Here is a 22,932-nt window from a genome sequence, read left to right as displayed (position 1 = left end):
AGGGCCCTCACACGGCGAACAGGAGGGCGGCGTTGATCAGGACGACCACGGCGGTGGCGAAGTGCACGCCGAAGGCGGTCGCCTTGGTGCCCCCGTGGCGCAGCACGATGGCGGTGTCCACGAGCGGGTTGAGTGCCACGACGAGCATGAACCAGGCCACGGCGCGGGCGTCCGCGAACGCGACCAGCGCGAGCCCGAGTATGCCGTAACTGAGGTCGCGTATGCCCTTGACGGTCAGGTAGGGGGCGGCGTCCCCGTCCTTCTTGGCCGGGACGCCGTAGCCGGCCGCCGAGGCATGAGGCGCCAGGAGAAACCGGGCGCCGATGTAGACCACGAAGACGTTGAGCACGATGGCCAGTCCGTAGGCGATTGTGGTGAGCATGACTTCCTCCATTTTCTAGCGCTGCTAGATTCGAGATCGAAGCTAACATAGCCTGGACAGGAACGCTAGCGGCGCTAGACTTGGGTCATGTCAATCCAGACGCGCCGGCAGCGCGAGCGAGCGGAACGAGAGCGGCTGATCGTCACGGCGGCCCGCGAACTGGCCGAGGCGGAAGGCTGGGACGCCGTGACCACCCGGCGGCTCGCCGAGGAGATCGAATACAGCCAGCCGGTCCTTTACAGCCACTTCAAGGGCAAGGGCGCCATCATGGCGGCGGTCGCGGTCGACGGCTGCGCCGACCTCGCCGCCCGGCTGCGGGCGGCCCGCACACCGGCGGCCGGCCCCTCGCAGGCCCTCGCGGCGGTCGCCGGCGCATACGACGCGTTCGCCGAGCAACACCCCGCGCTGTACGACGTGATGTTCACGCTCGCCGTCGACCTGCCGTTCGCCAGCCCAGAAGCGCCGCCGCCGCTGCAGGAGGCGTTCGGTGAGCTGCGCGAGGCCGTCCGCCCGTTCGTACGGCGGGACGACAACCTGGGGGCCCTCACCGAGACCTTCTGGAGCGCGCTGCACGGGCTCATCACGCTGATGCGCAACGGCAGGATGCGGCGCGAAGACCACGAGCAGCGCCTGGCACTGCTGCTCAACCGTTTCTCATCCTGATACTCGCGGCATCAGCAGGCATCCGCCCGCATCGTCGTCACGCTGCGACTCCTTCGTGAAGGTGCTCGCCGAAGCGGATGATCGCTTCGGCGCAGACTATGTGCCGCGCTCCGGTCGATCAAGGGCGGCTCCGCACAAGGTCCACGATCAAGGGGCGGCTCTCGGCCGAGGCGTGGAGAGCGGTGAAGGGAAGCTCACCTCTACGACAAGGCCCCCGTCTGGGGCGGCACGCGGGGCGAGGACGGCGTCGTGAGCGATGGCGATGGCTCGGACGATCGAGAGGCCCAGGCCGTGGTGGCCGTCATCGTACGTGGTGCGCTCCGCTTTGAGTCGCTGGAAGGGTTCGAACAGCCGGTCGACCTCTCCCGGCGGGATGATGGGCCCGGTGTTGACGATCGAGAAGAACGCGCGCCCGTCTCTGGTTCCGGTGGCGATGTCGATTCGGCCGCCGGCGACGTTGTAGTGGACGGCGTTGTCGATGAGATTGGCCATCAGCCGTTCGACCTGGGTGGGGTCGCCCGAGGTGTGGGCGGGCGAGACGCGTGCGTCGATCCGCAGCCCAAGCCGGTCGATCTCCGCCTGGGAGGTGAGCAGCACCTGATGGGCGAGCGTGGCGAGATCGAAGGGCTCACGATGATCGAGGCCGCGTTCGCTGTTGGCCAGCGTGAGCAGCGCTTCGAGCCGGCGGGCCTGTTCCTCGCTGAGGGCGAGCAGTCGCTCGGAGGTTCCCCGGAAGGCCGCGAGGGTGGCGTCGCGGTCGGTGAGCGTCTCCTCGAGCAGCGCGCGCTCCAGGGTGAGCGGGGTGCGCAGTTCGTGCGCCGCATTGGCGACGAAGCGCTTCTGGGCCTCGAACGACGTCTCCAGCCGGCCGAGGAGACCGTCGACAGTGTCGGCGAGGTCCTTCAACTCATCGTGAGGGGTTTCGACGGCCAGTCGTTCGTGCAAGTTACGTGCGGAAATGTCGCGGACGGTAGCGGCCATCGCCCGCATGGGGCGCAGGGCACGGCCGGCCACCAGCCAGCCGAGCGCGATCGAGATCACCACCATGATGGCCAGCGCGATCCCGGATTGGACCAGCAGCTCGTGCAGGAGGGCATCCTGCTGGCGGGCCGCGTGCTCATGTAGTTGGCGTGCCATCCCCGACAGCTGCTGCCTGGGCAGCGGGTCACCGTTGAAGAAGGCGTCGCCGTCGCTCGTTCCTCCGAGTCGGCCAGGCGTGTCGAAGCTGAAGAGGATCAGGCCCGAGGAGTGGCTGACGAGCAGATAGGTGATCGCCAGTAGAGCGGCGCCTGAGGCGGCGAATACGGCGCTGTAGAGGAGGGTGAGCCGCAGGCGCATCGTACGAGCCCGCAGGCGGACCGGATCGAACAGGCGCATGGGCGGCTCAGATCCGGTAGCCGCACCGAGGAACGGTCTCGATCACGGGCGGGTCGCCAAGCTTGGACCGCAGGCGGTTGATCGTCGCCTTGACCGTCGTGGTGAACGGATCGGCCGCCTCGTCCCAGACTCGTTCGAGCAACTCCTCGGCGGACACCACCCGGCCTTGCGCGCCGAGCAGGTATTCGAGCACCGCCAACTCCTTCGGGCTCAGTGCCAACCGCATTCCCCCACGGGTGGCGGCGCGCCGCGCCGGATCGAGCCGGAGGTCGCCGTGCACCAGGACGGGCGGCAGCGGCGGCTGCGAGCGCCTGGCGAGCGCGCGGATCCGCGCGACCAGCTCGGCGTACGCGAACGGCTTCGTCAAGTAGTCGTCGGCGCCGAGGGTGAGCCCTTCGACGCGTTCGGCCAGCGTGCCGGACGCGGTCAGCATCAGCACCCGAGTCTGGCTGCCCTGCGCCACCAGCGTGCCGCAAACCTCGTCGCCGTGAACCAGGGGAAGATCCCTGTCGAGCACGACGATGTCGTAGTCCATCACCGTGGCCCGCTCAAGCGCGGCCTGGCCGTCGTGGGCGACGTCGACCGCCATCCCCTCGCGGCGGAGAACCCTTGCCAGCGATTCCGCCAGCTCACGATGGTCCTCGACCACCAACACCCTCATCTCCGGCATCCATGGGTGTCCATGCCGACGAGGATACGTGGACCCCTGGTCACAGCCGGGTCACAGGATCGCGGACCGTGGTGTGACCGGCCGACCCGTACAAACAGGTCCCGATGACCAACGTGCAGCTGATGCGAAGGGGCCTGAAGGCATGAGGATGACAAGGAGCATCACCGCGATGGTGGCGGTCGCGGCTCTCGGACTGGGAGTCGCCGGCTGCGGCGGTTCGTCGGACGATCCGCCGGGCGGTCCGCGATCCGGCGCCTCCAGCGCCGTCGACGAGGGCACGGCCAAGCTGGTGAAGTACGCGGAATGCATGCGCTCGAACGGGGTGCCGGGCTTCCCCGACCCCGTCGACGGCCAACTCGACGTCAAAATCGGCGAGGGCAGCGGGGTGGACATGAACGCGCCGCAGTTCAAGGCCGCACAGGAGGCTTGCAGGTCACTCGCGCCGGCCGGCGTCCAGAGCGGCTCGGCCGATGACCAGCAGGTGAAGCAGATGCTGCGGTTCGCCTCCTGCATGCGCGAGAACGGGGTGAAGAACTTTCCCGATCCGAAGGACGGGAACCTCCTCATCGACGGCATCGATCCCAACACACCGCAGTTCAAGACCGCGATGCAGACCTGCAGGAAGCACATGCCCGATGGCGGCCCTGCGGGTGGTCAGTGAACACACGCACCCGTGAAACAGAGCTCGATCGGGTGGTACGGCCCAGGCGCCGCCGGCTGCTCACCTGCGTCGTTCTCCTGACAGCGGTGACCGCCGGAGCCGCGGTGGTCGTCGTCACCGGCCCGTTCGACGGCAAGAGCGAGCCCTCCGCGCAGGCAAGCGTCAAGACCTCGTTCGCGACCGTGCGGAAAGGCCGGTTGTCCTCGCAGATCCACCAAAGCGGCACCCTGTCCTATGTGGGCCAGGCCGACGGGTCGCCTTACCCGGTCGTCAACCACGCCACCGGCATCTACACCCGGCTGCCGAGGCCCGGCCAGGAGATCAAGTGCGGCGCGATGCTCTACCGGGTGGAGGACACCCCGGTCGTGCTGCTGTGCGGCACCACCCCGCCGTATCGCGATCTGTCCGTGGGCGACAGCGGGCGGGATGTGCGTGAACTGAACACGAACCTCGTGCGGCTCGGATACGCCACCCGCGCACAGCTCGAAGCGTCTTCCGACTACTTCGGCTGGCGGACCGCCTGGGCGCTGGAACGGTTGCAGGACAAGCTCGGGGCCGAGGAGACCGGCTCGCTGAAGCTGGGGCAGGCGGTGACGCTGCCGGGCCCGTCGCGCATCGGCAAGGTGACGGCCAGGCTCGGCGCGAGCGCCAGGCCAGGAGAGCCGATCGCGGAGGCGACGTCGAACGGCCGCCAGGTGACCGTGGATCTGAACCCCGCCCAGCAGTCCGAGGTCAAGGTCGGCGACCCCGTGCGGATCACCCTCCCGGACAACCGCACCACACCGGGGGTCGTCCGCCGCATCGGCACGGTCGCAAGCTCCGGGTCGGACTCTGGAAGCGGTTCCGGTTCGTCGACCGCGACGATCCCGATCTACATCACGCTCAAGCGTCCCAAGGACGCGGGCCGCCTCGACCATGCTCCGGTACAGGTTGAGATCACCACGGGCGGGGTCGAGAACGCCCTGATCGTGCCGGTCACCGCGCTGGTGACGCGAGCGGGAGGCGAGTTCGCGGTCGAGACACGCGACGCTCAGGGCAGGCGCCGACCGGTGCCGGTCACGCTTGGCCTGTTCGATGACGCCAACGGACTGGTGCAAGTGATCGGAGAGCTCTCGGCCGGTCAGCAAGTGGTGGTGCCCGCGACATGAGTACGCACCGGTCGACCACCACGAGCTTTCCCCCGCCGGTTCTGGAACTGGAGGCGGTTACCAAGACCTACGGTGAACAGCCCCCCGTGCCCGCGCTACAGAGCGTGAGCTTCACCGTCCGTAAGGGCGAGCTGGTCGCGATCGTCGGGCCATCCGGGTCGGGCAAGACGACGCTCCTGCACGTCATGGGGACGCTCGAGCGGCCCAGCGGCGGCATCGTGCGGATCAACGGCATCGACGTCGCCAGTCTGGACGATCGGCGACTCGCCGCCCTGCGGGCCCGCGACATCGGGTTCGTCTTCCAGCAGTTCTTTCTGGCCGAGTATTCGACAGCGCTGGAGAACGTCGCCGATGGGCTGCTCTACGCCGGCGTCGACGTACGCGCGCGACGAGAGCGCGCCGCCGAGGCGCTCACCCGTGTCGGGCTCACCGACCGTGCGGGCTTTCGCCCCGGCAAGATGTCCGGTGGCCAGCGCCAGCGCGTGGCGATCGCCAGGGCGCTCGTGGGCCGCCCCGCGATCGTGCTCGCCGACGAGCCCACCGGCAACCTCGACAGCGCCACCGGCGCGTCGATACTGAAACTCCTGCTCGAGCTCAATGCCGGCGGCGCCACGATCATCGTGATCACGCACGATTCCGAGCTGGCCGCCGGCCTGCCACGCCAGGTCCATGTGCTCGACGGACGGATCGTTTCCGACAGCGCGTACGACCTGCGCCACTGGCCAGGCGACCCGGCTGACGCCCACACGCCCGGCCAACCGGCCGGGGAGCGGCGATCATGAGCGGCCCGCCCACGCTCGTTCCTGCCCGGCTGCGGCTCGGCGATCAGGCACGACTGGCTAGCGTCGGCCTGCGCGCCCGCCCGATGCGAGCAGCGCTGTCGGCCCTGGGGATCGCGATCGGCGTGGCCGCGATCGTCGCCGTGCTGGGGCTGTCCTCCTCCTCCCAGGCCGGATTGCTGGCGGAGATCGATCGCCTCGGCACGAACCTGCTGACCGCGGGCACCGGGCGCACGCTCTCCGGCCAGGACGCGCTGCTGCCGCTCGAAGCGCCGTTGCGGGTGTCGCGGATCAAATCCGTCCAACTGGTCGCCCACACCGGCACCGTCAGTGGCGCGACGGTCTACCGAAGCCAGCTGATCCCCGCGGTCAACACCAACGGGCTGCAGGTCAAGGCGGCCAGCCTGGATCTGCTCCCCGTGGTCGCGACGACAGTCGCACAGGGCGGCTGGCTGAACTCCGCCACCGCCACACAGCCCGTCGCCGTATTGGGCGCCCTCGCCGCCGAACGTCTGGGAATCGACCGCGTCTATCCCGGCGAGCGCGTCTGGCTGAGCGGTCAGTGGTTCTACGTCGGGGGGATCCTGAGCCCGGCGGCACTCGCACCGGAGATCGACGCGAGCGTCCTGGTCGGCTACCGAGCCGCCCAGACCTACCTCAACCACACCAGCATCGTTCAGGGCAGGCCGGCGGACGGGCCGGCGACGACGATCTACGTGCGTTCGGAAACCAGCCAGGTACCCGCGGTGCGGGCCGTACTCGCACAAGCGATCAATCCCCAGGCGCCGAACGAGGTCAGCGTCAGCCGGCCCTCAGCCGCGCTCACCGCCCGCGCGGCGGCCAGCGGGGCGTTCAACAGCCTCTTCCTGGGGCTCGGGGCGGTGGCGCTGATAGTCGGCGCGGTCGGGGTCGCCAACATCATGATCATCTCTGTGCTCGAGCGCCGGTCGGAGATCGGGCTACGTCGCGCGCTCGGCGCGACAAGAGGGCAGATCCGCACCCAGTTCCTTGCGGAGGCGATCATGCTCTCGGCCGTCGGCGGCGTCGCCGGTGTGGGCGTCGGCGCGCTGGCGACCGTCGTGTACGCCGGCGCCAAACAGTGGGAGGTCCTGGTCCCCACCACGGCGTGGGCCGGTGGAATCGGCGCGGCGGTCGCGATCGGTGCGATCGCCGGCCTGCTGCCCGCCCTCCGGGCCGCCCGCCTGTCGCCGACCGAGGCGCTGCGGTCGGTGTGACCTGCGCTCTCGCGCACTCGTTGGGCTCTAGGAGACATGCGATGACACAACGCAATCCAGCTGCGTCGGCACTTTTCTTCGATACAAAAGAGAGGGTGCTGTACCTGTTCGAGAAGGATCATTCTCTCGCGGCGGCGGAAACGCAGGCCAGATTCGATGACATGATGCTCAGAATCGAAGCATTCGACGGGACCCCGCCAACGGCGGAGGGAACGCTCGCGCTCGAACATGGCAAGAACGGAATGCAGTGGCGAATCTACGACTAGAGATCCGGAGACCTTAGCAGGCGAGGGATCCACCACCACACTGATCGAGATCCCGCAGGTCATGGCGTAGTGCCGACCAGGCGCCGGAAGGTCGCGCCCGTGTTCGTGGGTGCGACACCTTTTCTCCGGCCCGGGTCGATAAGATGCCCGAAATGTCGTACATGTTGAACGCCACTCAGTTCCGCGCCGAGTTCCCCTCCCTGGCCGACTCGGTGCACCTGGCGAGTTGCAGCCAGGGCGCCTTGTCGTCGCGGCTCGCGTACGCGCTCCAGGAGATCGGCCACTCGATGCGGGACGAGGGCGCCCCGTGGGGGCCGTGGATGGCGGAGGTCGGCCGGGCCAGGGAGCGGTTCGCCCGGCTCATCGGCGCCGAGCCCGGCGAGGTGGCCGTGCTGTCGTGCGCCTCGGAGGCCGCCTTCCAGGCCGCCTCGTCGCTCGACTGGTCGGGTCGTCCCGGCATCGTCACGAATGACCTGGAGTTCCCGTCGATCGCGCACGTGTGGCTGGCCCAGGGCCGGCGCGGCGCGAAGATCAGGGTGGCCGCCGACACCGGCGAGAACGTGGCGGCCGAGGCGTACGAGCAGGTCATCGACGAGACCGTCAACCTGGTGTCCGTGCCGCTGCACACCTACCGCAACGGCGCCCGCCTCCCGGTCGAGGACGTCGTACGGCTGGCGCACGACCAGGGCGCGCGCGTGTTCGTGGACGCCTACCAGGGCACCGGCGTGACCCCGATCGACGTGCGGCGGCTCGGCTGTGACTACCTGGTGTCCGGATCGCTCAAGTACCTGCTCGGCCTGCCCGGCATCGCGTTCCTCTACGTTCGCGGCGGCATGGAGCAGCAGCGCGAGCCCGAGCTCACCGGCTGGTTCGGCCGGACCGACCCGTTCGCGTTCGATCCCCGGCTGCTCGACTTCCCGGGCGACGCCCGGCGTTTCGAGACCGGCACGCCGCCCGTTCCGTCCGCCTACGCGGCCAACGCCGGGTTCGACCTCATCGAGCGGGTCGACCTGAGTGCCGTACAGGAGCATGTGTCCGCCCTCGTCGAGGAGCTGGCGGAGCGGCTGACGGCGGCCGGCGAGCGGGTGGCGAGCCCGGCAGGGGCGCGCGGCCCGCAGGTGGCCATCGCCGACGACGACCCGAACGCGCTGGCCGCCAGGCTGGCCGAGCGCCGCATCTGGACCGCGCCGCGGGGCGACCTGCTGCGGCTGTCCTTCCACTACTACAACGACCGGTCCGACGTGGACGCGGTCGTCGAAGCCATCAGCGCCTGCCGCGGGAGCTGATCACCCCCCCGAGAGGTCTCTTGTGGACAACGAATCCGGACTGCAGCGCCGGTTGACCGGGCGTCAGCTCACCATGATCGGACTGGGCGGCGCGATCGGCACCGGCCTGTTCCTCGGCTCCAGCCTGGCGATCTCCCAGGCCGGTCCCGCGACCATCGTCGCCTACGTCATCTGCGCCGCCGTCGCCCTGGTGATCGGCTGGTCGCTGGCCGAGATGGTCGTCGTCCACCCCGAGGCCGGCGCCTTCGGAGTCATCGCGCACCGGTACCTGGGCCCGTGGGCCGGGTTCGTGATCCGCTGGACGTACTGGACGATCCAGGTCATCGCCATCGGCGGTGAGGTCATCGCGGCCGGGATCTACGTCCAGTTCTGGTGGCCGTCGCTGCCGTTGTGGCTGCCCGTCGTCGTCTTCTCGGTCGTCGTGCTGGTGGTGAACACCGCCGCGGTCAAGCTGTTCGGCGAGGTCGAGTACTGGTTCGCGATGATCAAGGTGGTGGCCATCATCGTGTTCATCCTGCTCGGCGTGGTCCTCGTCACCGTCGGCCTGCCCGACGCCGCCGCCACCGGCGTCTCGAACCTCACCGCGCACGGCGGCTTCCTGCCCAACGGGATGAACGGGCTGTTCCTGGCCATGGTGTTCGTGCTGTTCAGCTACATCGGCACCGAGGTCGTCTCGGTCACCGCCGCCGAGTCGGAGAACCCGGTGCGCGACATCCCGCGCGCCGCCCGCCGCATGATCACCCGGCTGGCGCTCTTCTACGTGCTCGCCATCGCGATCGTGCTCACCGTGGTGCCGTGGACCACCACCGCCCAGGGCGGCTCCGTCACCGAGAGCCCCTTCGTCGGCGTGTTCTCGGCCGCCGGCGTCCCGGCCGCGGCGACCGTCATGAACTTCGTCGTGCTGACCGCCGCGTTGTCCAGCGCCAACACGAACCTCTACCTGACCACCAGGATGATGCACTCGCTCGCCGCCAACAGGTACGCCCCCGCCTGGACCGGCCGGCTCAGCGCCGCCGGCGTGCCGCGTAACGCGCTCGCGCTGTCGGCGCTGGGACTGGCGCTCGCCGCGGGCGTCTCCGCGGCCAGCGAGAGCGAGGCGTACCTGGCGCTGTTCGGCGTGTCGGTGTTCGGCGCGCTGGTGGTGTGGCTGCTGATCCTGGTGACACACCACGCCTTCCGGCGCGCCCGCGCCGCGCAGGGCCTGCCGCCGTCGCCGGTCCGGCTCTGGGGCGCGCCCGTCACGTCGGTGGTGGTGATGCTCTTCCTCGCCGCCGTGCTCGTCTCGACGCTGTTCATCGAGCCGCTGCGGCCGGCGTGGTGGGCGGGTGTCCCGTTCTTCGTGATCGTCAGCGCGGCGTACGTCATCACCTCGCGCCGCGCGAAGTCACCGGTTCGGTCTCCGGACCTGTGAGAACGCCGTTCTGGGACCCCGACGTTAGTTAGCTGAACTAACAAGTCTATTGTTACTATCCATGCAATTGGACAAACCGGTCGAAACGCCCCCGGGTGTCCCGATGCAGGGGATTCCCGACCTCATGCCGCTGCTCGACCGGTTCGGCGCCCGGTTGTTCTCCACGACCGGGCTGGTCGTGATGGCGGGGGCGTTCGTCGGCCTGCTGCTGGTGCCGGTGAACTTCTCCTACCCGGCGTTCGCGCTGTTGCCGGCGTGCCGGCCGACACCGCGCACCGACTGGCCTCGCTGCCGCCGGTGAGCACGCTGTTCGCGACGTTCCTCGGCGACAACCCCATCGAGCACCTGCTCGGCCCGACGCTGTCCCACCTGTCGGCGGTGCAGCGCGACGTGCTGACCGGCTTCGAGTTCTTCCCGAACCTGGTCTCCGGTGCGTTCCACCACGGCCTGGTGATCGTGTTCAGCGTGGCCGCGAGCATGGCCCTGATCTCGGCGGTGGCTTCGGCGCTGCGGGGCCGGCACCAGCGGGCGGACTAGCCGCCCGTCCCTTACTCGAAAGGAAAGCACAATGGCGAAGAGCGCCCTCCTCGTGATGGACGTGCAACGGGCCGTCGTCGAGCGCTTCGGCGACGACCCCGGCTACCTGCCGAGGCTGCGCCGGGCGATCGACGCGGCCCGCGGCGCCGGGATTCCGGTGATCTACGTGGTCGTCGGGTTCCGCAAGGGCTACCCGGAGGTCAGCCCGCGCAACAAGGCGTTCGGTGCGATCGCCGCGAGGGCCTCGGCCGGCGGCGGGTTCGCCGACGACCGGGCCACCGAGGTGCACCCCGACGTGGCACCGCGCCCCGGGGAACCGATCGTCACCAAGAAACGCGTCAGCGCCTTCGCGGGCAGCGACCTCGACATGGTGCTGCGCGCCGCCGAGATCGACTCGCTGGTGCTGACCGGGATCGCGACCAGCGGTGTGGTGCTGTCGACGCTACGGCAGGCCGCCGACCTCGACTTCGGCCTGACCGTGCTGGCGGACGGCTGCCTGGACGGCGACGCCGAGGTGCACCGGGTGCTCACCGAGAAGGTGTTCCCCCGGCAGGCGGACGTCGTCACGATCGACGAATGGACCAAGACGGTCACGACCTGACAGCGAGCTGCCTTTCAGAGTGGGAGTGTCAGGCTGCTTCCGGCCAGGTCAAGGGTGACGGAGCCGGCGGCGGGGTCGGGGGTGATGTACTCCCGGTCGTTGGCCACGATCACGAGCCCGATGCGGTGCCCCTCGGGGAACACGTAGTCGGTGGCGTGCAGGCGCCATCTGACCGGGTACGTCCGCCCCGGCCGGAGCGGGCTGGGCTCGGTGAGCGAATGGCGGTTCTTGACGTCGATGGAGCCGCGGGTGACGATCGGCAGGACCTGGGGCGGGGGCTTGTCCTCGGACGCATTGGCCGCCGCCTGCGGTGTCGCCGGGCCGTAGTCCACCAGAAGCGCGGTGAGCGGGCTGCTGGAGCTGCTGGACGTGACGCGCACCCGCACCTCGGCCGTGCCCGACAGGTGTACGGCCTCCGCCAGGGGCTCACCGAGGTAGGCCAACCGGTGAGGGGCGGCGGCCTCCGGGGCGGCGATCATCGTCGCCTCGGTCTGGGCCGGATCGTCGGTGAAGGACTGGGCGGCGTCGCGGGCGGCGGGCGTCCCGCGCAGCGTGCCCGCGGCGGTGGGGGTGGCCGGGCCGAACCACATCCGCACCGGCCTCGTGCCTTCGTACGGCCAGTCGGACGAGGTCTCCCAGGCGCCGTCCTGGCGCTGGACGGTCACCTGCGCGCCGGTCGTGGGGCAGCCCTCCGAGGCGCCCGTGCCCGGAACCGCCGCCTCGACCACCGCGTAACCCCTCGGTACGAAGTACTCGTCGTACCATTCCGAGAACACGCCGTGTAGGGGGTGGCCTTCATGACGGTGGCGACCTTCAGCCCGGACCCCGTCTCGGCCGGGCGGAGGACGTCCACGGCGATCCTGTCGTGGCGGCCGTCGTGGTCGCTGTCCATCGGCGCCTCGACGAACACCGTCTCGCGCACCGCCTCGCTGTAGGAGAAGGCCGGCTGGGTCTGCTCGTCATGTACGGGAAGGGACGGGGGCTCCGCCGGATGGAGGGGGCCGAGCAGCGCGAGCGCCGCCCAGAAGTGACCTTTCATGGGCGGGAAGGTAGACGGCACACCTACATGCCGGCTGGGCGCCGCGTCAAAGGAACCTGGGCGTCCGGCGCCGGCTACGAGACGCCAACCGCGAGCTCGCCACGATGGCGCTGACCCCGCGGCCTCGACCGCGGGGCCGACCACACGCGCACGGGGGTCAGACGCGGGCGGGGACGTGCTGCTTGGGGCGTTCGCGGGAGAGGCCGGGGCGGGGCTTCTTCCAGTGACCGCGGGTGAAGTCGGGCACCGCGACCGATCGGCTGCCGATCTTGAGGGACTGCTCGCTCAGCGGGACCACCGAGCACCACGACGCGGAGTCGTACACGTCGATGTCGGGGGTCAGCCCCAGCCGCATGAGCTGGATGGTCCGCCACAGCGAGATGTAGTCCATGCCGCCGTGGCCGCCCTCACCGGGCCCGATGTCGGTCCACAGCCAGTGGTCGTACTGCTGGAAGTCGTCGTTGAAGTCCCGCCAGGTGTGGTCGGTGTGCCCGAGGCTTTCCAGGTAGATGCGCTGCGGGTCGCCGGACCAGCCGCCACGGGTGCCGACCAGGGTGTTGGCCCGCGTGTACGGGTGCGGGGTCACCACCTCGTGCTCGGCGCGCAGGAACCGGCCGTTGACGGTCTCGATGAAGCAGGTGTTGCGGTCGCCGGAGATGTACTCGTCCTGCCAGGACGGGTGGTCGGGCGGCATGTGCTCCTTGCGGTAGAGCGCGAGGCCCAGGGCCGGCGACGCCACCGACACCAGCCGGTGGAAGCGGTCGCCGCGGGTGATGTCCATGCACGCGCCGACCGGGGCGAGGCCATGCATCGGGTAGTGGCTGGCGTTCATCCGGGTGTGCCACTGGCGGCGCCAGCCCTCGGGGTAGTACGCGCCGTGGAAGAGGTACGGGTTGCGCAGGTCATGGATGTAGCCCCCGGACCCGTGCAGCAGGTCGCCGAACAGCCCCTGCTTGGCCATCAACAGGACACGCAGTTCCTCGCGCCCGTAGTTGCAGTTCTCCATCAGCCAGCAGTGCTTGCGCGTCTGCTCGGAGGTGCGTACGAGGTCCCAGATGTCGTCGAGTTGTGTCGCGATCGGGAGTTCGACGGCGACGTGCTTGCCGTGCCGCATCGCGGCCTTGGCCATCGGGTGGTGCCACTCCCACGGCGTGGCGACGTAGACCAGGTCGATGTCGTCGCGGGCCACGAGGTTGCGATAGTCCTCCTCGCCGTTGCTGTACGTCGCAGGGCGGGGCTGTCCGGTCTCGGCCTCCACCAGGTCGGCGGCGCGGTTCACCTGCTCAGGACGGATGTCGCAGAGCGCGGTGATCCGCGTGCCGGGGATCGGGAAGAACAGCGGGAGCTGCCCCGATCCGCGGTTGCCCAGCCCGATGATCGCCACCCGGACGGTGTCGAACCCCTCGAAGGGCACGTCGGTCATGGTCTTTTCCCGGCCTCGGGGAGGCTCCCGGCCGGTCGAGTCGTCGGCCACTGCGGGCAGCCCGGCGAAACCGGTCAGGCCGGCGGCGAGACCCGCGGTGATGCCGACGCCGGCCCCCTTCCTGAAGAGGTCGCGGCGGCTGGGGCCGGCTCCGTTGGTTCCGGCGTCTGGGGGGAGGTCGGAGGGCTTGGGGGGAGTCACGTGGGGAGGTACGTCGGAGGGCACGTGAGACGGCAAGCTGATCACTCCTGAGCGAAACAGTCGCTTTCCTACGGATTACGTGCACTTGCGATCATCTGTGCACGTTCAACCAATGTCAATCGGGTGAGCGCCCGCCACTCGTGGCGATCCACGCGGGCGGGGCTTCGCTCCCTTCGTGCCGGACGGCCTTCGTCTACTCCGGCCTCGACGACCGGGGCCCGCACGGCTGACGCTGCGCGTCCTCATCAGGCCGGCCCGATGATCCCGTCACTCACCGCTACTTTTGTGCGTGATCGCGCGGACCCGAGCGGAAGGCCGTGACGGCTGGACGGCAGGGGCGGAGCCGGTGGCGGTCTGGGCGAGGAGCGCGCCGGACAAAAGGATCAGCCCGCCCACGATCTGGAACACGCCGAGCGCCTCCCCGACCAGCCCCCAGGCCACCACCGCCCCGCCGATGACTTCCAGCGACGCCACGGTGGCGCCCACGGCGGCTGAGAGCCGCCGCACGGCGTTCACTCCCAGGATGTACGCCACCACGGTCGCGACCAACGCCATCCACAGGTACGCCACCAGCACCGGCAACGTCCGGCCACCAGCGGCGGGCGTGACAGACAGCGTGAACGCTTCCCAAGGGATATTCCAGGGTCGCGCGAACGGGATCAGCACCACGGCCGCCCCCGTCGTCCCCCAGGCGATGAGCCCGAGTGGGTCCACGTCGTCCTTGAAGCTATCGTTCATCAGGAAATATCCGGCGGAGCACGCCCCAGCCAGCAACCCCAGCACCAGGCCGAGCGCGTCCAGCCGTACCTCCTGCCACGCCTCGATGACGACCCCGAGGCCGACGACCGCGACGACCGCCCCGACGTACGCGGACCGTGCGACCCTTACCTTCCGTACGAGTCGCACCCACGTCACCACCATCACCGGCCCCATGTACACCAGCAGCAAGGCGATCCCCACGGGCAGCCGCGTGATCGCGACGAAGTACAGCGACTGCACCCCGGCCACCGCCATGGCCGCATACAGCCCGAAGAACGGCAGCCTGGAGCGCGGGATCCGCAATGTCCGCGGCCTGATCACGGCCAGCACGGCCAGCAGCAACAGCCCCGCCCCCGCCATCCGCGTCCACACGGCCTCGATCGGCGTCAGCCCGGCGGTGATGAGGTACTTGGCCATCGGCCCCGAGAAGGCGAAACACCACGAGGACATGAAGGCGAGCGCCAGGCCCGCATACCTCATCCCACACCACCTACGCCGCAATTACCGTCCAGCGGACTTGACACTCACAGATCCGACATCCCGGGCGCAACGGGATAAAGACTGTCCGGACACGACGTGGGTCGGCGGCTCAGCGAGCCGACCCACGCTTTGTTCCGCGACCACGCAAGGAAACTTTCACGTCGATCAGGCTCCTGCTCGTCGCTTGACCTGCGGTGGTGAGGATTTCTTTCGCGCCGGTGTTTCCTCTGGTCGGATCCGGCCTTACGGTGACACCGCTTCCCGTTGAAACCGGTCTCGGTCGCGCTGGAATTTCGTCGAAGCGCTTCGATTCACGATTTCGACAAAGTGTCGCCCGCCATCGACGGACAACAGCGGAAAGGGAGATCATGCTCAGGATGTTCCGTCTCTTCGCCCCGGCATCCATGCTCGTCGTGCTCATCGGGGTGCTCGCTCAGCCCGCCCAGGCCGCCGTCTGGTCCTCGTCGGACCAGTGGGCCACCTGGACCAACGGTGGCTACACCCTTTACAACAACATCTGGGGCAGCGGTGCCTGCTCGAACGACGTTACCGCTCCGTGGCGGTCAAGGACGCCATCGGGCCCGACCGTTTGATCAGCCCAGCCTGCTCCAGGTGCGCAAGGATCTCCTGCGGCTCGTCGACCCTCATCGCCTCGCGATGGCTGAACAACCGCAGGATCACTACCAGGCGAGGATCGAGATCAGTCCCGTCGGCATCGACGGTGGTCAAGGCGTGGGCGATATCCGACCAGACCTTCAGCGCGTCCTCGTCGCTGCCCTGATCCAGGAGCGCTCGCGCTGGGCCGATCCCGGCTGTCAGCTCGTCCTCGTGGATGTCGACCAGGTCGCTGTTCAGGGCGATCCACCACAGGCGCTTGAACTGCGCCGCATCGAGCAGACCGAGCCGGGTGACGGCATCGCTCAGCTCGTCCGCGACTGGGAGAGCGTGTTCGGTGACCTGCCGCGAGCCTCCGGTCCACTCGGCGAAGGTCATGACCAGGTGATCTGCTTGGGGCGGGCCGGTCGCGGCTGACCCGCCCCACCATGAAAGAGGCCCGGGTGAGATCGGGTCATTCCAGCGGCATGAAGCTGCGGACGTTGGAATGTCTGGAGTCGCCTGGTTTCACGGGAAGGAAGATCCGAGTCATGCAGTTCAGATCCGGGAAGATCAGTACTGTCCCCTGGGTGCTGTTCGTGAGCGTGCTGTCGGTCCCGAAGCCACCGGTGTAGCACTTGCCGCGGCTTGGATTCTCGAACGTCTGCTCGTGGCCGTCCGACGACGTGATGGTGACGCCTCTCGGCGCGGCGAAGGCGGGGGCCGCACAGGGGAGTGCGAGTGCCACGGCGGCGGACGCGGCCAGGACGGCGGGGATGGATCGCATGGGATCTCCTTTCGGAAGGGCCAATCAGACCTGTCACATTCTGTAGCGACTAGCTACTCAGTGTATCCAGCTTCTACCACGGGCAAACGGTCTGACGCGGCCTCTGGGGGAGGCCGCGTCAGACCCCCGCCGCCGAGTTCGATGCTCAGGAGGAGTTCAGGAGCCTGGACGCCAAGCTCCATCTCGACGAGGAGTCGGAGCAGGCCATGACGCTGCTGCGGCGACTCACGGGCAACATCGCCGCGCGGACCGACGAGACCTGACAACCGGCTGGGCCGTCGTGATCAAGATCCGTTGTTCTGGCGAGGATCTTCGGGCAGGGTGGTTGTTGTCGATTGCTGACAAGCCCCCCATCCCCGCATCGGAGTCGCCGTGACGATCGAGTTCAATGCCGGTAAGCCCTCGCCCGCGCGGGTCTACGACTACGTCCTGGGCGGCAAGGATAATTTCGAAGCCGACCGCGCCTACGCCGATCAGGTGATGCAGGTGTTCCCGGAAGGGAGCGAGCTGGCCTGGGCGAACCGGCGGTTCATGTGGCGGTCCGTACGTTTCTGCGCCGGCCAGGTGGATCAGATCGTGGACGTCGGCACCGGCATTCCCACCTCCCCCAACGTCGCCGAGGTGGCTGCCGGTGTGAACCCGGGCGTGACCGTGGTCGGCGTGGACAACGACCCCGTCGTGCTCTCCCACAGCCGGGCGCTCGTCAAGGGTGAGGGCGTGCACATCGTCGCCGGGGACGTACGCGAGACTGAGCGCGTCATCGCCGACATCGCCTCGATCGTGGACTGGTCGCGGCCCGTCGCCCTGGTCCTCATCGCGGTGCTGCACTTCGTCAACGACGAGGAGGACCCGCGCCGGGTGGTGGCCGCCTTCCGGGAGCGCCTCGCGCCCGGGAGCCTGCTGGTGATCTCGCACGCGACGTTCGAGGAGGTCAGCAAGCCGACGCTGGACCGGATCAGGAAGGCGAACACGAGCTCGGCCGCGCCTCTCCAACTGCGGCCGACCAAGGACATCCAGGCGCTGTTCGATGGGGTCGAACTGCTCGATCCGGGCGTCGTGGACGTGCACATGTGGCGTCCCGACGACGACTCCGAGCGCCGGATCGACCTGCGCGTGGTCGGCGGGGTGGGCCGGATTTCCTGATTTCCGGCTTCTATCTCGACGTGTACCGGTTGCTTCGCCGGTCCGGAGGGCAAGAGGATCATGGCGGAGACGGGTGGCGGCATCGATCGTCCCGTACGGCCGAAAACCGGTTGCCTCGCGTGGTGGGCTCAGGGAACGTGGTTTCCATGAGGCTCTGACGGACAGCACCCCGCTACTTCGAGATGTCACGGTGCTCACGCCGTGAATGCCGACCGCCCATACCCTGTCTCAGCAAAAGAGAGCGTCTTTGTCTCAGCAACACACCCCGCCGGCTGTGGATTCGGCCACCGTCACCGTGTTCGCCTCCGCCACGAGCTGGATCGAGTCCGATGCCCTCGCGCAGTGCCACCAGGTGGCCGCCCTCGACGGCATGAAGCACGTCGCCGCGATGCCGGACCTGCACCCAGGCAAGGGCGCCCCCATCGGCGCCGCCATGGCGTCGACCACGTTGTACCCGTTCCTGGTGGGCTCCGACATCGGTTGCGGCATCGCCGTGTTCCCCATCAAGCTCAAGCGCGCCGAACCCGCGAAGCTCGCCGCCCGGTTCCCCGATCTCGATCGCGCCCTGGAGCCCGAGCGGGACGCCGACGACCCGGCCTGGGCCGTGGTGAAGGGCGACATCCCCGCCGGTCACGTCGAGGGCCTCGGGACGGTCGGCCGGGGCAACCACTTCGTCGAGCTGGCGCGGATCGGGACCGTCTTCGAGCCCGGCCACGCGAGCCGTCTCGGACTCGACGCCGGCGACCTGGTGCTCATCGTCCACAGCGGTTCCCGAGGGCTGGGCGAACGGATCCTGCGGGCGCACACCGCGGTCCACGGCGCGGGCCCGGCCGATGATCCCGCGGCCTACCTGGCGATGCATGACGACGCCGTACGCTGGGGGTCGCTCAACCGGCGGCTGATGGCCGCCCGGGTCGCCCATGCCCTGGGGGCCGAGCCCACCGAGCCGCTCGTCGACCAGTGCCACAACCTGGTCGAGCTCCGCGACGGGATCTACCTGCACCGCAAGGGGGCGGCGCCGGGCGACGGCCGCGACGTGCTCATCGCCGGTACGCGAGGCACCCATTCCTACCTCGTGGCCGCCCACGCCGGGCCGGACGCCGGCCATTCCGTGGCGCACGGCGCGGGCCGCAAGATGTCGCGCGCGGACGCCCTGCGCCGGGGGCGGGCCAAGCACACGGTCGAGGAGCTGCGCCGCACACCGATGGGGTCGCTGGTGGTGTGCGGCGACCGCCAGCTGCTCTTCGAGGAGGCGCCGACGGCCTACAAGCGCATCGAGCAGGTGATCGCCGACCTCGTCGACCATGACCTGGCCACGCCCGTGGCCACCACGATCCCGCTGGTCACGTACAAGACGGCCGACCTCGGGTCCACGCCTGGAAGAGATCGCCGGGACCACCGCCGCAAGCGAGGCCGATCGTGAGCGTCCACCTGCTGCTGTCGGCCGGGCGTGGCCCGCAGGAGTGTGCCTGGGCGCTGGGCCGGCTGCTGCACCGCCTGGAAGCCGACGCCACCCGGCTGGATCTGGAGACCCATCGGGCCCAGACCGTTCCCGGTGACCGGCCCGGCACCTACCGATCGGTCGTGATCCGGATCGCGGGAGCCGGCGCCGAGGCGTTCGCCGCCTCGTGGACCGGAACTCTGTGCTGGCAGGCCCCCAGCCCGTACCGGGCGAGCACCGGCCGCAAGAACTGGTACGTCATCGCCCAACCGTGCCAGCTCGGCACCCCGCGCACGACGTTCGCGGAGGCAGACGTCGACGTCGTCGCCTGCCGCACCGGCGGCCCCGGCGGTCAACATCGAAACAAGGCCAGCACGGCGGTTCGCGCGACCCACCGGCCCTCGGGGATCGTCGTCGTGGTCGACACCGAGCGGCAGTTCGGCCTCAACCGCCGCATCGCCATGCGGCTGCTGCGAGAGCGCATCGAGCACGGCGACGAGGTGGCGGGGCGCGCCGTCACCACCGCCCGCTTCACGGCGGGGTCGTTGTCAGGTTTCCAGGTTTCCTGCGACGCGGAGCAGGTCGAGTTTGCCGGCGTCCTCGCTGTGCGGGCGGGCGGTGTAGACGACGATCCGCAGGTCGGAGTCGAGGGTCGCCAGCACGTCGCAGTCGAGGGTGACGAGGCCGACCGCCGGACTGTCGATCGTCTTCCGCTCGGCAGTCCGGGGCATGACCGCGAAGTCGTCCCACTGCTTCGCGAACGTCGGGCTGGTATCGCGTAGGTCGGCCACCATGGCGCTGAGCTCGCGGTCGTCCGGGTAGGTCGCGGACGCGCGACGCAGGTCGCCGATGAGCTCCCGGCCGAACCGGTCGTGCTCCTCCGCGGTGTGCACGACGGGGCTCGGGACGCCCATGAAGTGGCGCCGCACGAGGTTGCCGTGCCGGGACGTCGCCGCTTCGGTGACTCCGAGAAGGGCGTTCCACAGCGGGTTCGCGTGGACGAGGTCCCAGCTCGCGGTGAAGACCGCGACGGGGGTGTCGACGAGCCGGTCGAGAATGCGGGCGGTGCTCGGACCGATGCGCCGCGGCACGACACCGGTGGGAGGCGGCTGGACGCCGGCCACCCGGTAGAGCAGGTCGCGTTCGGCGGCCGAGAGGCGGAGCGCACGGGCGAGTGCGGCGAGCACCTGCGTCGACGGGTTCCTCGCCCGGCCTTGCTCCAGCCGGACGAGATAGTCGACAGAAAGCCCGGCGAGTGCGGCCAGCTCTTCGCGACGCAGCCCGGTGGTGCGCCGCAGCCCGACGTCGGGAAGCCCGACGTCGGCCGGGCTCACGCGGTCGCGCCATGAGCGCAACGCTCGGGGGAGCTCACCGGAGGCCATGACACCAGGGTGCCACCCCGTGCTCCGTGCCGGGTGGTACTGCGGGTACCTGGGAGCCGCGTCCGGCGTCCCCGATCGTGGAGGCATGCCAACTCCGATCCCCGTCACGGCCGCGGTCGAGCCGCGGAGTCCCGCGCCGCCGGCGCTCACGTCCGACGTCATCGCACGCATCGACCTCAGCCTCGTTCACCGCCCGCGCGCGCCACTTCCGTTCGAAGGAGCGGGCCGATGAGCGATCTCGCCGTCGTCACGGGCGCCAGCGGCGGGATCGGCGAGCAGATCGCGGCCGGGCTGGCCGGCACCGGCGCGAGCGTCGTCCTCGTCGCGCGCGACCGCACCCGGCTGAAGGCGGCGCAAGCCCGCATCGAGAACGCCGTCCCGGGCGCGAACCTCGAGACCGAGCCGGTCGATCTCGCGAACCTCGCCGAGGTACGGGCGCTCGCGGATCGGCTCGGCGAGCGCATGCCGTCGATCGTGGTGAGCAATGCCGCGGTCATCGCCCCGCTCGACGACCGCACCCCCGACGGGTTCCACCGGACGCTCGTGACGAACCACCTCGCCCCATACCTGCTGCTGCGCCGCCTCGCGGAACGTCCGACGGCCGAGCCCCGCAGGTTCGTCGTCGTCGGCGCCTCCCCGGGCGGGCTCACACGCGTCCCTGTCGATCTCGACGACCTCAATCTGGAGGCCGGACGCGGGCTCGGCTGGCCGCCCAGCTTCCGCCCGTTCGTCGCCTACGCACGTACCAAGAACATGAACGCGATGTTCGTGTACGCACTGGCGTCCAGGCTCGCCGGCACAGGCACGACCGTGAACGGCGCGCATCCGGGAATCATCAAGGGCGGCCACCTCAACCGGCACGATCGCGGCGCGCTGAAGGTGTTCGGCGCACTCTGCGGCCTGATCGCGGCCGGGACCGCCACCGGCGCCGACACCCCGCTGTGGCTGGCGACGGCCGCCGAGGTCGAAGGCGTGACAGGCGAGTTCTTCGTCAAGCGCCGGGCCGTCGAGACCGCGCCACACACCACTGACCAGGAACGCGTCGAACGGCTGTGGCGCGACAGCGCACGTCTCGTCGGCCTCCCCGCCTGAGCCCTGCCGACGGCGTCCGGTCAGGGCTTACGGGCGACCACGCCGTACTGCGCCACGGGCTCGGGAGGGCCGAACGGCGTCTCCTCGGCCCGCCACAGCGAGCACGACGTGAGACCGGGTTCGAGCAGTTCCAGCCCGTCGAGGAAGCCGGACAGCTCGGCTTCGCCGCGCGCGGTGATCTGCGGTGTGGCGTGGGCGTTGTAGAAATCCAGCGCCTCGGCGTTGGACCCGCCTCCTATGTCCATCGTGGGATGGGTGAGCGCCAGGTAGCTGCCCGACGGCACCGCCTCCAGCAGACGTTTCACGATCCGCCGCGCCTCATCGGTGTCGCTGATGAAGTTGACGACGCCCAGCAGCATGATCACCACCGGCTGCGAGAAGTCGAGTGTCCGCCTGGCTTCCCGCAGGATGGTGTCCGGGTCGTCCAGATCGGCGTCGATGTAGTCGGTCGCGCCTTCCTCGGTGCCGGTGAGCAGGGCGCGCGCGTGCACGAGCACCAGGGGGTCGTTGTCCACGTAGACGATCCGCGCCCGGGGGTTGACCCGCTGGGCGACCTCGTGGGTGTTGTCCGCGGTGGGCAGGCCCGTCCCGATGTCGAGGAACTGCCACATGCCGGCCTCGCCGGCCAGATGGTGTACGGCTCGCCCAAGGAACTCCCGGTCGGCGCGGGCCACGTCCACGATGGCGGGGAACATGTCACGGACCTGATCGCCCACCACGCGGTCGGCGGGGAAATTGTCCTTCCCGCCCAGCCAGTAGTTCCATACGCGCGCGTTGTGCGCGACGTCGGGTTTGAACTCCCGCTGCGGTGTCTCAGCCACAAACTCACCTCGTAGCCCGTTACAAGCGCCGTGCCCTGCCCTTGGGAGCGTAGCGACAATTGATGATCTATGTCGATCTGTGGAACACGTTCAGAGCAACGCCGCTCGTAAGCATTCACGCCATGCGCACCGGGTGACGATACGGCTGGATGCGTGACTGTCCGTCACTTTGATCGATTGTCTGGATGATGATGTGATCTTCCGGTGTCCGGCTTGGAGGAGATGTCCCGCGAGGAGCTGATTGCTCTGACGCGCGCTCTCATGGCCGAGAACGGCGCGTTGCGGGCGCGTGTGGCGGTGTTGGAAGAGGAGAACGCCCAGCTCCGCACCGAGAACGCGGAGCTGCGTGAGCGGGTGGCTCGACTGGAACGGCTCCTGTCGCGTAACAGCGGGAACTCGGGCATGCCGCCCTCGGCCGACGACCTGCCCGGCCGTAAGAGGCCGAAGGACCGCACGGCCGGCAACACCGGCCGGCGCAGGCCGGGTAAGCAGCCCGGCGCCGAGGGCAAAGCGCTGGCCTGGTCGGACGAGGTGGCCGACAGCGACATCATCGATCACTATCCGCAAGGTGCGTGTGGGTGCGGGACCGATCTCGGCCAGGCGGCCGATCTGGGGGTGACCCGCGCTCACCAGCAGATCGAGATCCCGCTGGTAGTGGCCCGGCGGTTGCAGCACAACCTGCACACAGTCGCCTGCCGGTGCGGCCGGGTGCACACCGCCGCACGCCCGGCGGGAGTAAGCGCCGCGCCGGTCG

General features: G+C 69.4%; 27 protein-coding genes and 2 pseudogenes. 19 read left to right on the top strand and 10 right to left on the bottom strand.

Going from position 1 to position 22,932, the window contains the following annotated elements:
- Nucleotides 1–7: 7 nt before the first annotated feature.
- Nucleotides 8–382 (bottom strand): DUF4267 domain-containing protein, encoded by a 375-nt coding sequence (locus ITP53_RS29610; RefSeq protein WP_195898745.1) that lies wholly within the window; start codon nt 380–382, stop codon nt 8–10.
- Between the two features lie 87 nt (nt 383–469).
- Here ITP53_RS29610 and ITP53_RS29605 point away from each other — a divergent pair, with 87 nt between their 5' ends.
- Nucleotides 470–1,045, top strand: coding sequence for a TetR/AcrR family transcriptional regulator (locus tag ITP53_RS29605; protein ID WP_195898744.1), 576 nt, complete (start codon nt 470–472; stop codon nt 1,043–1,045).
- Nucleotides 1,046–1,192: 147 nt separating this feature from the next.
- On the opposite strand, the gene ITP53_RS29600 is transcribed toward ITP53_RS29605, so the two are convergent.
- Nucleotides 1,193–2,422, bottom strand: a complete 1,230-nt coding sequence (locus ITP53_RS29600; RefSeq protein ID WP_195898743.1) for a sensor histidine kinase — start codon at nt 2,420–2,422, stop codon at nt 1,193–1,195.
- Between the two features lie 7 nt (nt 2,423–2,429).
- A complete protein-coding gene (locus ITP53_RS29595) occupies nt 2,430–3,083 on the bottom strand; it encodes a response regulator transcription factor (RefSeq protein ID WP_195898742.1) in 654 nt (217 codons plus the stop codon).
- A 157-nt stretch (nt 3,084–3,240) separates the two neighbouring features.
- Between ITP53_RS29595 and ITP53_RS29590 the strand changes: the two genes are divergently transcribed.
- The 10 genes from ITP53_RS29590 to ITP53_RS29550 all read left to right on the top strand — a co-directional run bounded on the left by ITP53_RS29590 (nt 3,241) and on the right by ITP53_RS29550 (nt 11,016).
- A complete protein-coding gene (locus ITP53_RS29590) occupies nt 3,241–3,753 on the top strand; it encodes a hypothetical protein (RefSeq protein ID WP_195898741.1) in 513 nt (170 codons plus the stop codon).
- Between the two features lie 86 nt (nt 3,754–3,839).
- Nucleotides 3,840–4,901 (top strand): peptidoglycan-binding protein, encoded by a 1,062-nt coding sequence (locus tag ITP53_RS29585; protein ID WP_195898740.1) that lies wholly within the window; start codon nt 3,840–3,842, stop codon nt 4,899–4,901.
- Nucleotides 4,898–5,683 carry an ABC transporter ATP-binding protein gene (locus ITP53_RS29580; protein ID WP_195898739.1) on the top strand — a complete coding sequence of 262 codons (786 nt, stop codon included), beginning with the start codon at nt 4,898–4,900 and terminating at the stop codon, nt 5,681–5,683. The genes ITP53_RS29585 and ITP53_RS29580 overlap by 4 nt, the downstream gene beginning before the upstream one ends.
- Complete coding sequence (locus ITP53_RS29575; RefSeq protein WP_195898738.1) at nt 5,680–6,915, top strand: ABC transporter permease; 1,236 nt, start codon at nt 5,680–5,682, stop codon at nt 6,913–6,915. The genes ITP53_RS29580 and ITP53_RS29575 overlap by 4 nt, the downstream gene beginning before the upstream one ends.
- A gap of 41 nt (nt 6,916–6,956) precedes the next feature.
- Nucleotides 6,957–7,181 (top strand): hypothetical protein, encoded by a 225-nt coding sequence (locus ITP53_RS29570; RefSeq protein WP_195898737.1) that lies wholly within the window; start codon nt 6,957–6,959, stop codon nt 7,179–7,181.
- A 152-nt stretch (nt 7,182–7,333) separates the two neighbouring features.
- Nucleotides 7,334–8,467 carry an aminotransferase class V-fold PLP-dependent enzyme gene (locus ITP53_RS29565; protein ID WP_195898736.1) on the top strand — a complete coding sequence of 378 codons (1,134 nt, stop codon included), beginning with the start codon at nt 7,334–7,336 and terminating at the stop codon, nt 8,465–8,467.
- 22 nt (nt 8,468–8,489) lie between these two features.
- A complete protein-coding gene (locus ITP53_RS29560) occupies nt 8,490–9,878 on the top strand; it encodes an amino acid permease (protein WP_207756577.1) in 1,389 nt (462 codons plus the stop codon).
- A gap of 61 nt (nt 9,879–9,939) precedes the next feature.
- Nucleotides 9,940–10,179: a hypothetical protein gene (locus tag ITP53_RS56265; RefSeq protein WP_207756576.1), complete on the top strand. Its 240-nt coding sequence runs from the start codon at nt 9,940–9,942 to the stop codon at nt 10,177–10,179.
- On the top strand, nt 10,134–10,415 hold the full coding sequence (locus ITP53_RS29555) for a hypothetical protein (RefSeq protein ID WP_207756575.1): 282 nt from the start codon (nt 10,134–10,136) through the stop codon (nt 10,413–10,415). The genes ITP53_RS56265 and ITP53_RS29555 overlap by 46 nt, the downstream gene beginning before the upstream one ends.
- A 31-nt stretch (nt 10,416–10,446) precedes the next feature.
- The gene (locus ITP53_RS29550; RefSeq protein WP_195898735.1) at nt 10,447–11,016 is read left to right on the top strand and encodes a cysteine hydrolase family protein; all 570 of its coding nucleotides are present in this window, start codon (nt 10,447–10,449) and stop codon (nt 11,014–11,016) included.
- A 14-nt stretch (nt 11,017–11,030) separates the two neighbouring features.
- Here ITP53_RS29550 and ITP53_RS29545 read toward each other — a convergent pair.
- Nucleotides 11,031–11,795: pseudogene (locus ITP53_RS29545) on the bottom strand (CocE/NonD family hydrolase C-terminal non-catalytic domain-containing protein); the annotation flags it as partial.
- An 18-nt stretch (nt 11,796–11,813) separates the two neighbouring features.
- On the opposite strand from ITP53_RS29545, the gene ITP53_RS29540 reads away from it, so the two are divergent.
- The gene (locus ITP53_RS29540; protein ID WP_195898733.1) at nt 11,814–11,951 is read left to right on the top strand and encodes a hypothetical protein; all 138 of its coding nucleotides are present in this window, start codon (nt 11,814–11,816) and stop codon (nt 11,949–11,951) included.
- Nucleotides 11,952–12,212: 261 nt separating this feature from the next.
- Here the strand turns inward: ITP53_RS29540 and ITP53_RS29535 are convergent, their stop codons facing one another.
- Entirely contained in the window at nt 12,213–13,679 is a 1,467-nt protein-coding gene (locus tag ITP53_RS29535; RefSeq protein WP_195898732.1) for a Gfo/Idh/MocA family protein, read from the bottom strand.
- Nucleotides 13,680–13,946: 267 nt separating this feature from the next.
- Entirely contained in the window at nt 13,947–14,918 is a 972-nt protein-coding gene (locus ITP53_RS29530; protein ID WP_195898731.1) for an EamA family transporter, read from the bottom strand.
- 368 nt (nt 14,919–15,286) lie between these two features.
- Between ITP53_RS29530 and ITP53_RS29525 the strand changes: the two genes are divergently transcribed.
- Together ITP53_RS29525 and ITP53_RS29520 are read left to right on the top strand one after the other, a co-directional pair.
- The gene (locus ITP53_RS29525) at nt 15,287–15,511 is read left to right on the top strand and encodes a glycoside hydrolase family 12 protein (RefSeq protein WP_207756582.1); all 225 of its coding nucleotides are present in this window, start codon (nt 15,287–15,289) and stop codon (nt 15,509–15,511) included.
- 19 nt (nt 15,512–15,530) lie between these two features.
- Nucleotides 15,531–15,950 (top strand): hypothetical protein, encoded by a 420-nt coding sequence (locus ITP53_RS29520; RefSeq protein ID WP_195898730.1) that lies wholly within the window; start codon nt 15,531–15,533, stop codon nt 15,948–15,950.
- A gap of 37 nt (nt 15,951–15,987) precedes the next feature.
- Here the strand turns inward: ITP53_RS29520 and ITP53_RS29515 are convergent, their stop codons facing one another.
- Nucleotides 15,988–16,299 carry a hypothetical protein gene (locus ITP53_RS29515; RefSeq protein ID WP_195898729.1) on the bottom strand — a complete coding sequence of 104 codons (312 nt, stop codon included), beginning with the start codon at nt 16,297–16,299 and terminating at the stop codon, nt 15,988–15,990.
- 372 nt (nt 16,300–16,671) lie between these two features.
- Here ITP53_RS29515 and ITP53_RS29510 point away from each other — a divergent pair, with 372 nt between their 5' ends.
- Nucleotides 16,672–17,442, top strand: a complete 771-nt coding sequence (locus ITP53_RS29510; RefSeq protein ID WP_195898728.1) for an SAM-dependent methyltransferase — start codon at nt 16,672–16,674, stop codon at nt 17,440–17,442.
- A gap of 274 nt (nt 17,443–17,716) precedes the next feature.
- Nucleotides 17,717–18,865 (top strand): RNA ligase RtcB family protein, encoded by a 1,149-nt coding sequence (locus tag ITP53_RS29505; protein WP_328816154.1) that lies wholly within the window; start codon nt 17,717–17,719, stop codon nt 18,863–18,865.
- 148 nt (nt 18,866–19,013) lie between these two features.
- Here ITP53_RS29505 and ITP53_RS59470 read toward each other — a convergent pair whose 3' ends face one another.
- Nucleotides 19,014–19,145, bottom strand: coding sequence for a hypothetical protein (locus ITP53_RS59470; protein WP_268961173.1), 132 nt, complete (start codon nt 19,143–19,145; stop codon nt 19,014–19,016).
- Between ITP53_RS59470 and ITP53_RS57990 the strand changes: the two are divergent.
- Nucleotides 19,084–19,362, top strand: a pseudogene (locus ITP53_RS57990) (peptide chain release factor-like protein); the annotation flags it as partial. The gene ITP53_RS59470 and the pseudogene ITP53_RS57990 overlap by 62 nt on opposite strands.
- A gap of 69 nt (nt 19,363–19,431) precedes the next feature.
- Here the strand turns inward: ITP53_RS57990 and ITP53_RS29495 are convergent.
- Nucleotides 19,432–20,265, bottom strand: a complete 834-nt coding sequence (locus ITP53_RS29495; RefSeq protein WP_195898726.1) for a helix-turn-helix domain-containing protein — start codon at nt 20,263–20,265, stop codon at nt 19,432–19,434.
- Nucleotides 20,266–20,493: 228 nt separating this feature from the next.
- On the opposite strand from ITP53_RS29495, the gene ITP53_RS29490 reads away from it, so the two are divergent.
- The gene (locus ITP53_RS29490; protein WP_195898725.1) at nt 20,494–21,357 is read left to right on the top strand and encodes an SDR family NAD(P)-dependent oxidoreductase; all 864 of its coding nucleotides are present in this window, start codon (nt 20,494–20,496) and stop codon (nt 21,355–21,357) included.
- A 20-nt stretch (nt 21,358–21,377) separates the two neighbouring features.
- Here ITP53_RS29490 and ITP53_RS29485 read toward each other — a convergent pair whose 3' ends face one another.
- On the bottom strand, nt 21,378–22,178 hold the full coding sequence (locus tag ITP53_RS29485) for an SAM-dependent methyltransferase (RefSeq protein WP_195898724.1): 801 nt from the start codon (nt 22,176–22,178) through the stop codon (nt 21,378–21,380).
- 204 nt (nt 22,179–22,382) lie between these two features.
- Between ITP53_RS29485 and ITP53_RS29480 the strand changes: the two genes are divergently transcribed.
- Nucleotides 22,383–22,932 (top strand): DUF6444 domain-containing protein (locus ITP53_RS29480; protein WP_328816151.1); only part of this gene is annotated, 550 nt, incomplete at its 3' end.

This window comes from Nonomuraea cypriaca (genome assembly GCF_015645445.1).
GTDB lineage: Bacteria > Actinomycetota > Actinomycetes > Streptosporangiales > Streptosporangiaceae > Nonomuraea > Nonomuraea cypriaca.
This window is presented reverse-complemented; position numbering and strand designations above follow the sequence as displayed.

Bases quoted from the DNA above. Each gene is read 5' to 3' on its own strand.
- ITP53_RS29610 (WP_195898745.1), bottom strand. From the start codon at position 382: ATGCTCACCACAATCGCCTACGGACTGGCCATCGTGCTCAACGTCTTC.
- ITP53_RS29605 (WP_195898744.1), top strand. From the start codon at position 470: ATGTCAATCCAGACGCGCCGGCAGCGCGAGCGAGCGGAACGAGAGCGG.
- ITP53_RS29600 (WP_195898743.1), bottom strand. From the start codon at position 2,422: ATGCGCCTGTTCGATCCGGTCCGCCTGCGGGCTCGTACGATGCGCCTG.
- ITP53_RS29595 (WP_195898742.1), bottom strand. From the start codon at position 3,083: ATGAGGGTGTTGGTGGTCGAGGACCATCGTGAGCTGGCGGAATCGCTG.
- ITP53_RS29590 (WP_195898741.1), top strand. From the start codon at position 3,241: ATGACAAGGAGCATCACCGCGATGGTGGCGGTCGCGGCTCTCGGACTG.
- ITP53_RS29580 (WP_195898739.1), top strand. From the start codon at position 4,898: ATGAGTACGCACCGGTCGACCACCACGAGCTTTCCCCCGCCGGTTCTG.
- ITP53_RS29575 (WP_195898738.1), top strand. From the start codon at position 5,680: ATGAGCGGCCCGCCCACGCTCGTTCCTGCCCGGCTGCGGCTCGGCGAT.
- ITP53_RS29570 (WP_195898737.1), top strand. From the start codon at position 6,957: ATGACACAACGCAATCCAGCTGCGTCGGCACTTTTCTTCGATACAAAA.
- ITP53_RS29565 (WP_195898736.1), top strand. From the start codon at position 7,334: ATGTCGTACATGTTGAACGCCACTCAGTTCCGCGCCGAGTTCCCCTCC.
- ITP53_RS56265 (WP_207756576.1), top strand. From the start codon at position 9,940: ATGCAATTGGACAAACCGGTCGAAACGCCCCCGGGTGTCCCGATGCAG.
- ITP53_RS29550 (WP_195898735.1), top strand. From the start codon at position 10,447: ATGGCGAAGAGCGCCCTCCTCGTGATGGACGTGCAACGGGCCGTCGTC.
- ITP53_RS29540 (WP_195898733.1), top strand. From the start codon at position 11,814: ATGACGGTGGCGACCTTCAGCCCGGACCCCGTCTCGGCCGGGCGGAGG.
- ITP53_RS29530 (WP_195898731.1), bottom strand. From the start codon at position 14,918: ATGAGGTATGCGGGCCTGGCGCTCGCCTTCATGTCCTCGTGGTGTTTC.
- ITP53_RS29525 (WP_207756582.1), top strand. From the start codon at position 15,287: ATGCTCAGGATGTTCCGTCTCTTCGCCCCGGCATCCATGCTCGTCGTG.
- ITP53_RS29515 (WP_195898729.1), bottom strand. From the start codon at position 16,299: ATGCGATCCATCCCCGCCGTCCTGGCCGCGTCCGCCGCCGTGGCACTC.
- ITP53_RS59470 (WP_268961173.1), bottom strand. From the start codon at position 19,145: ATGACGTACCAGTTCTTGCGGCCGGTGCTCGCCCGGTACGGGCTGGGG.
- ITP53_RS29495 (WP_195898726.1), bottom strand. From the start codon at position 20,265: ATGGCCTCCGGTGAGCTCCCCCGAGCGTTGCGCTCATGGCGCGACCGC.
- ITP53_RS29490 (WP_195898725.1), top strand. From the start codon at position 20,494: ATGAGCGATCTCGCCGTCGTCACGGGCGCCAGCGGCGGGATCGGCGAG.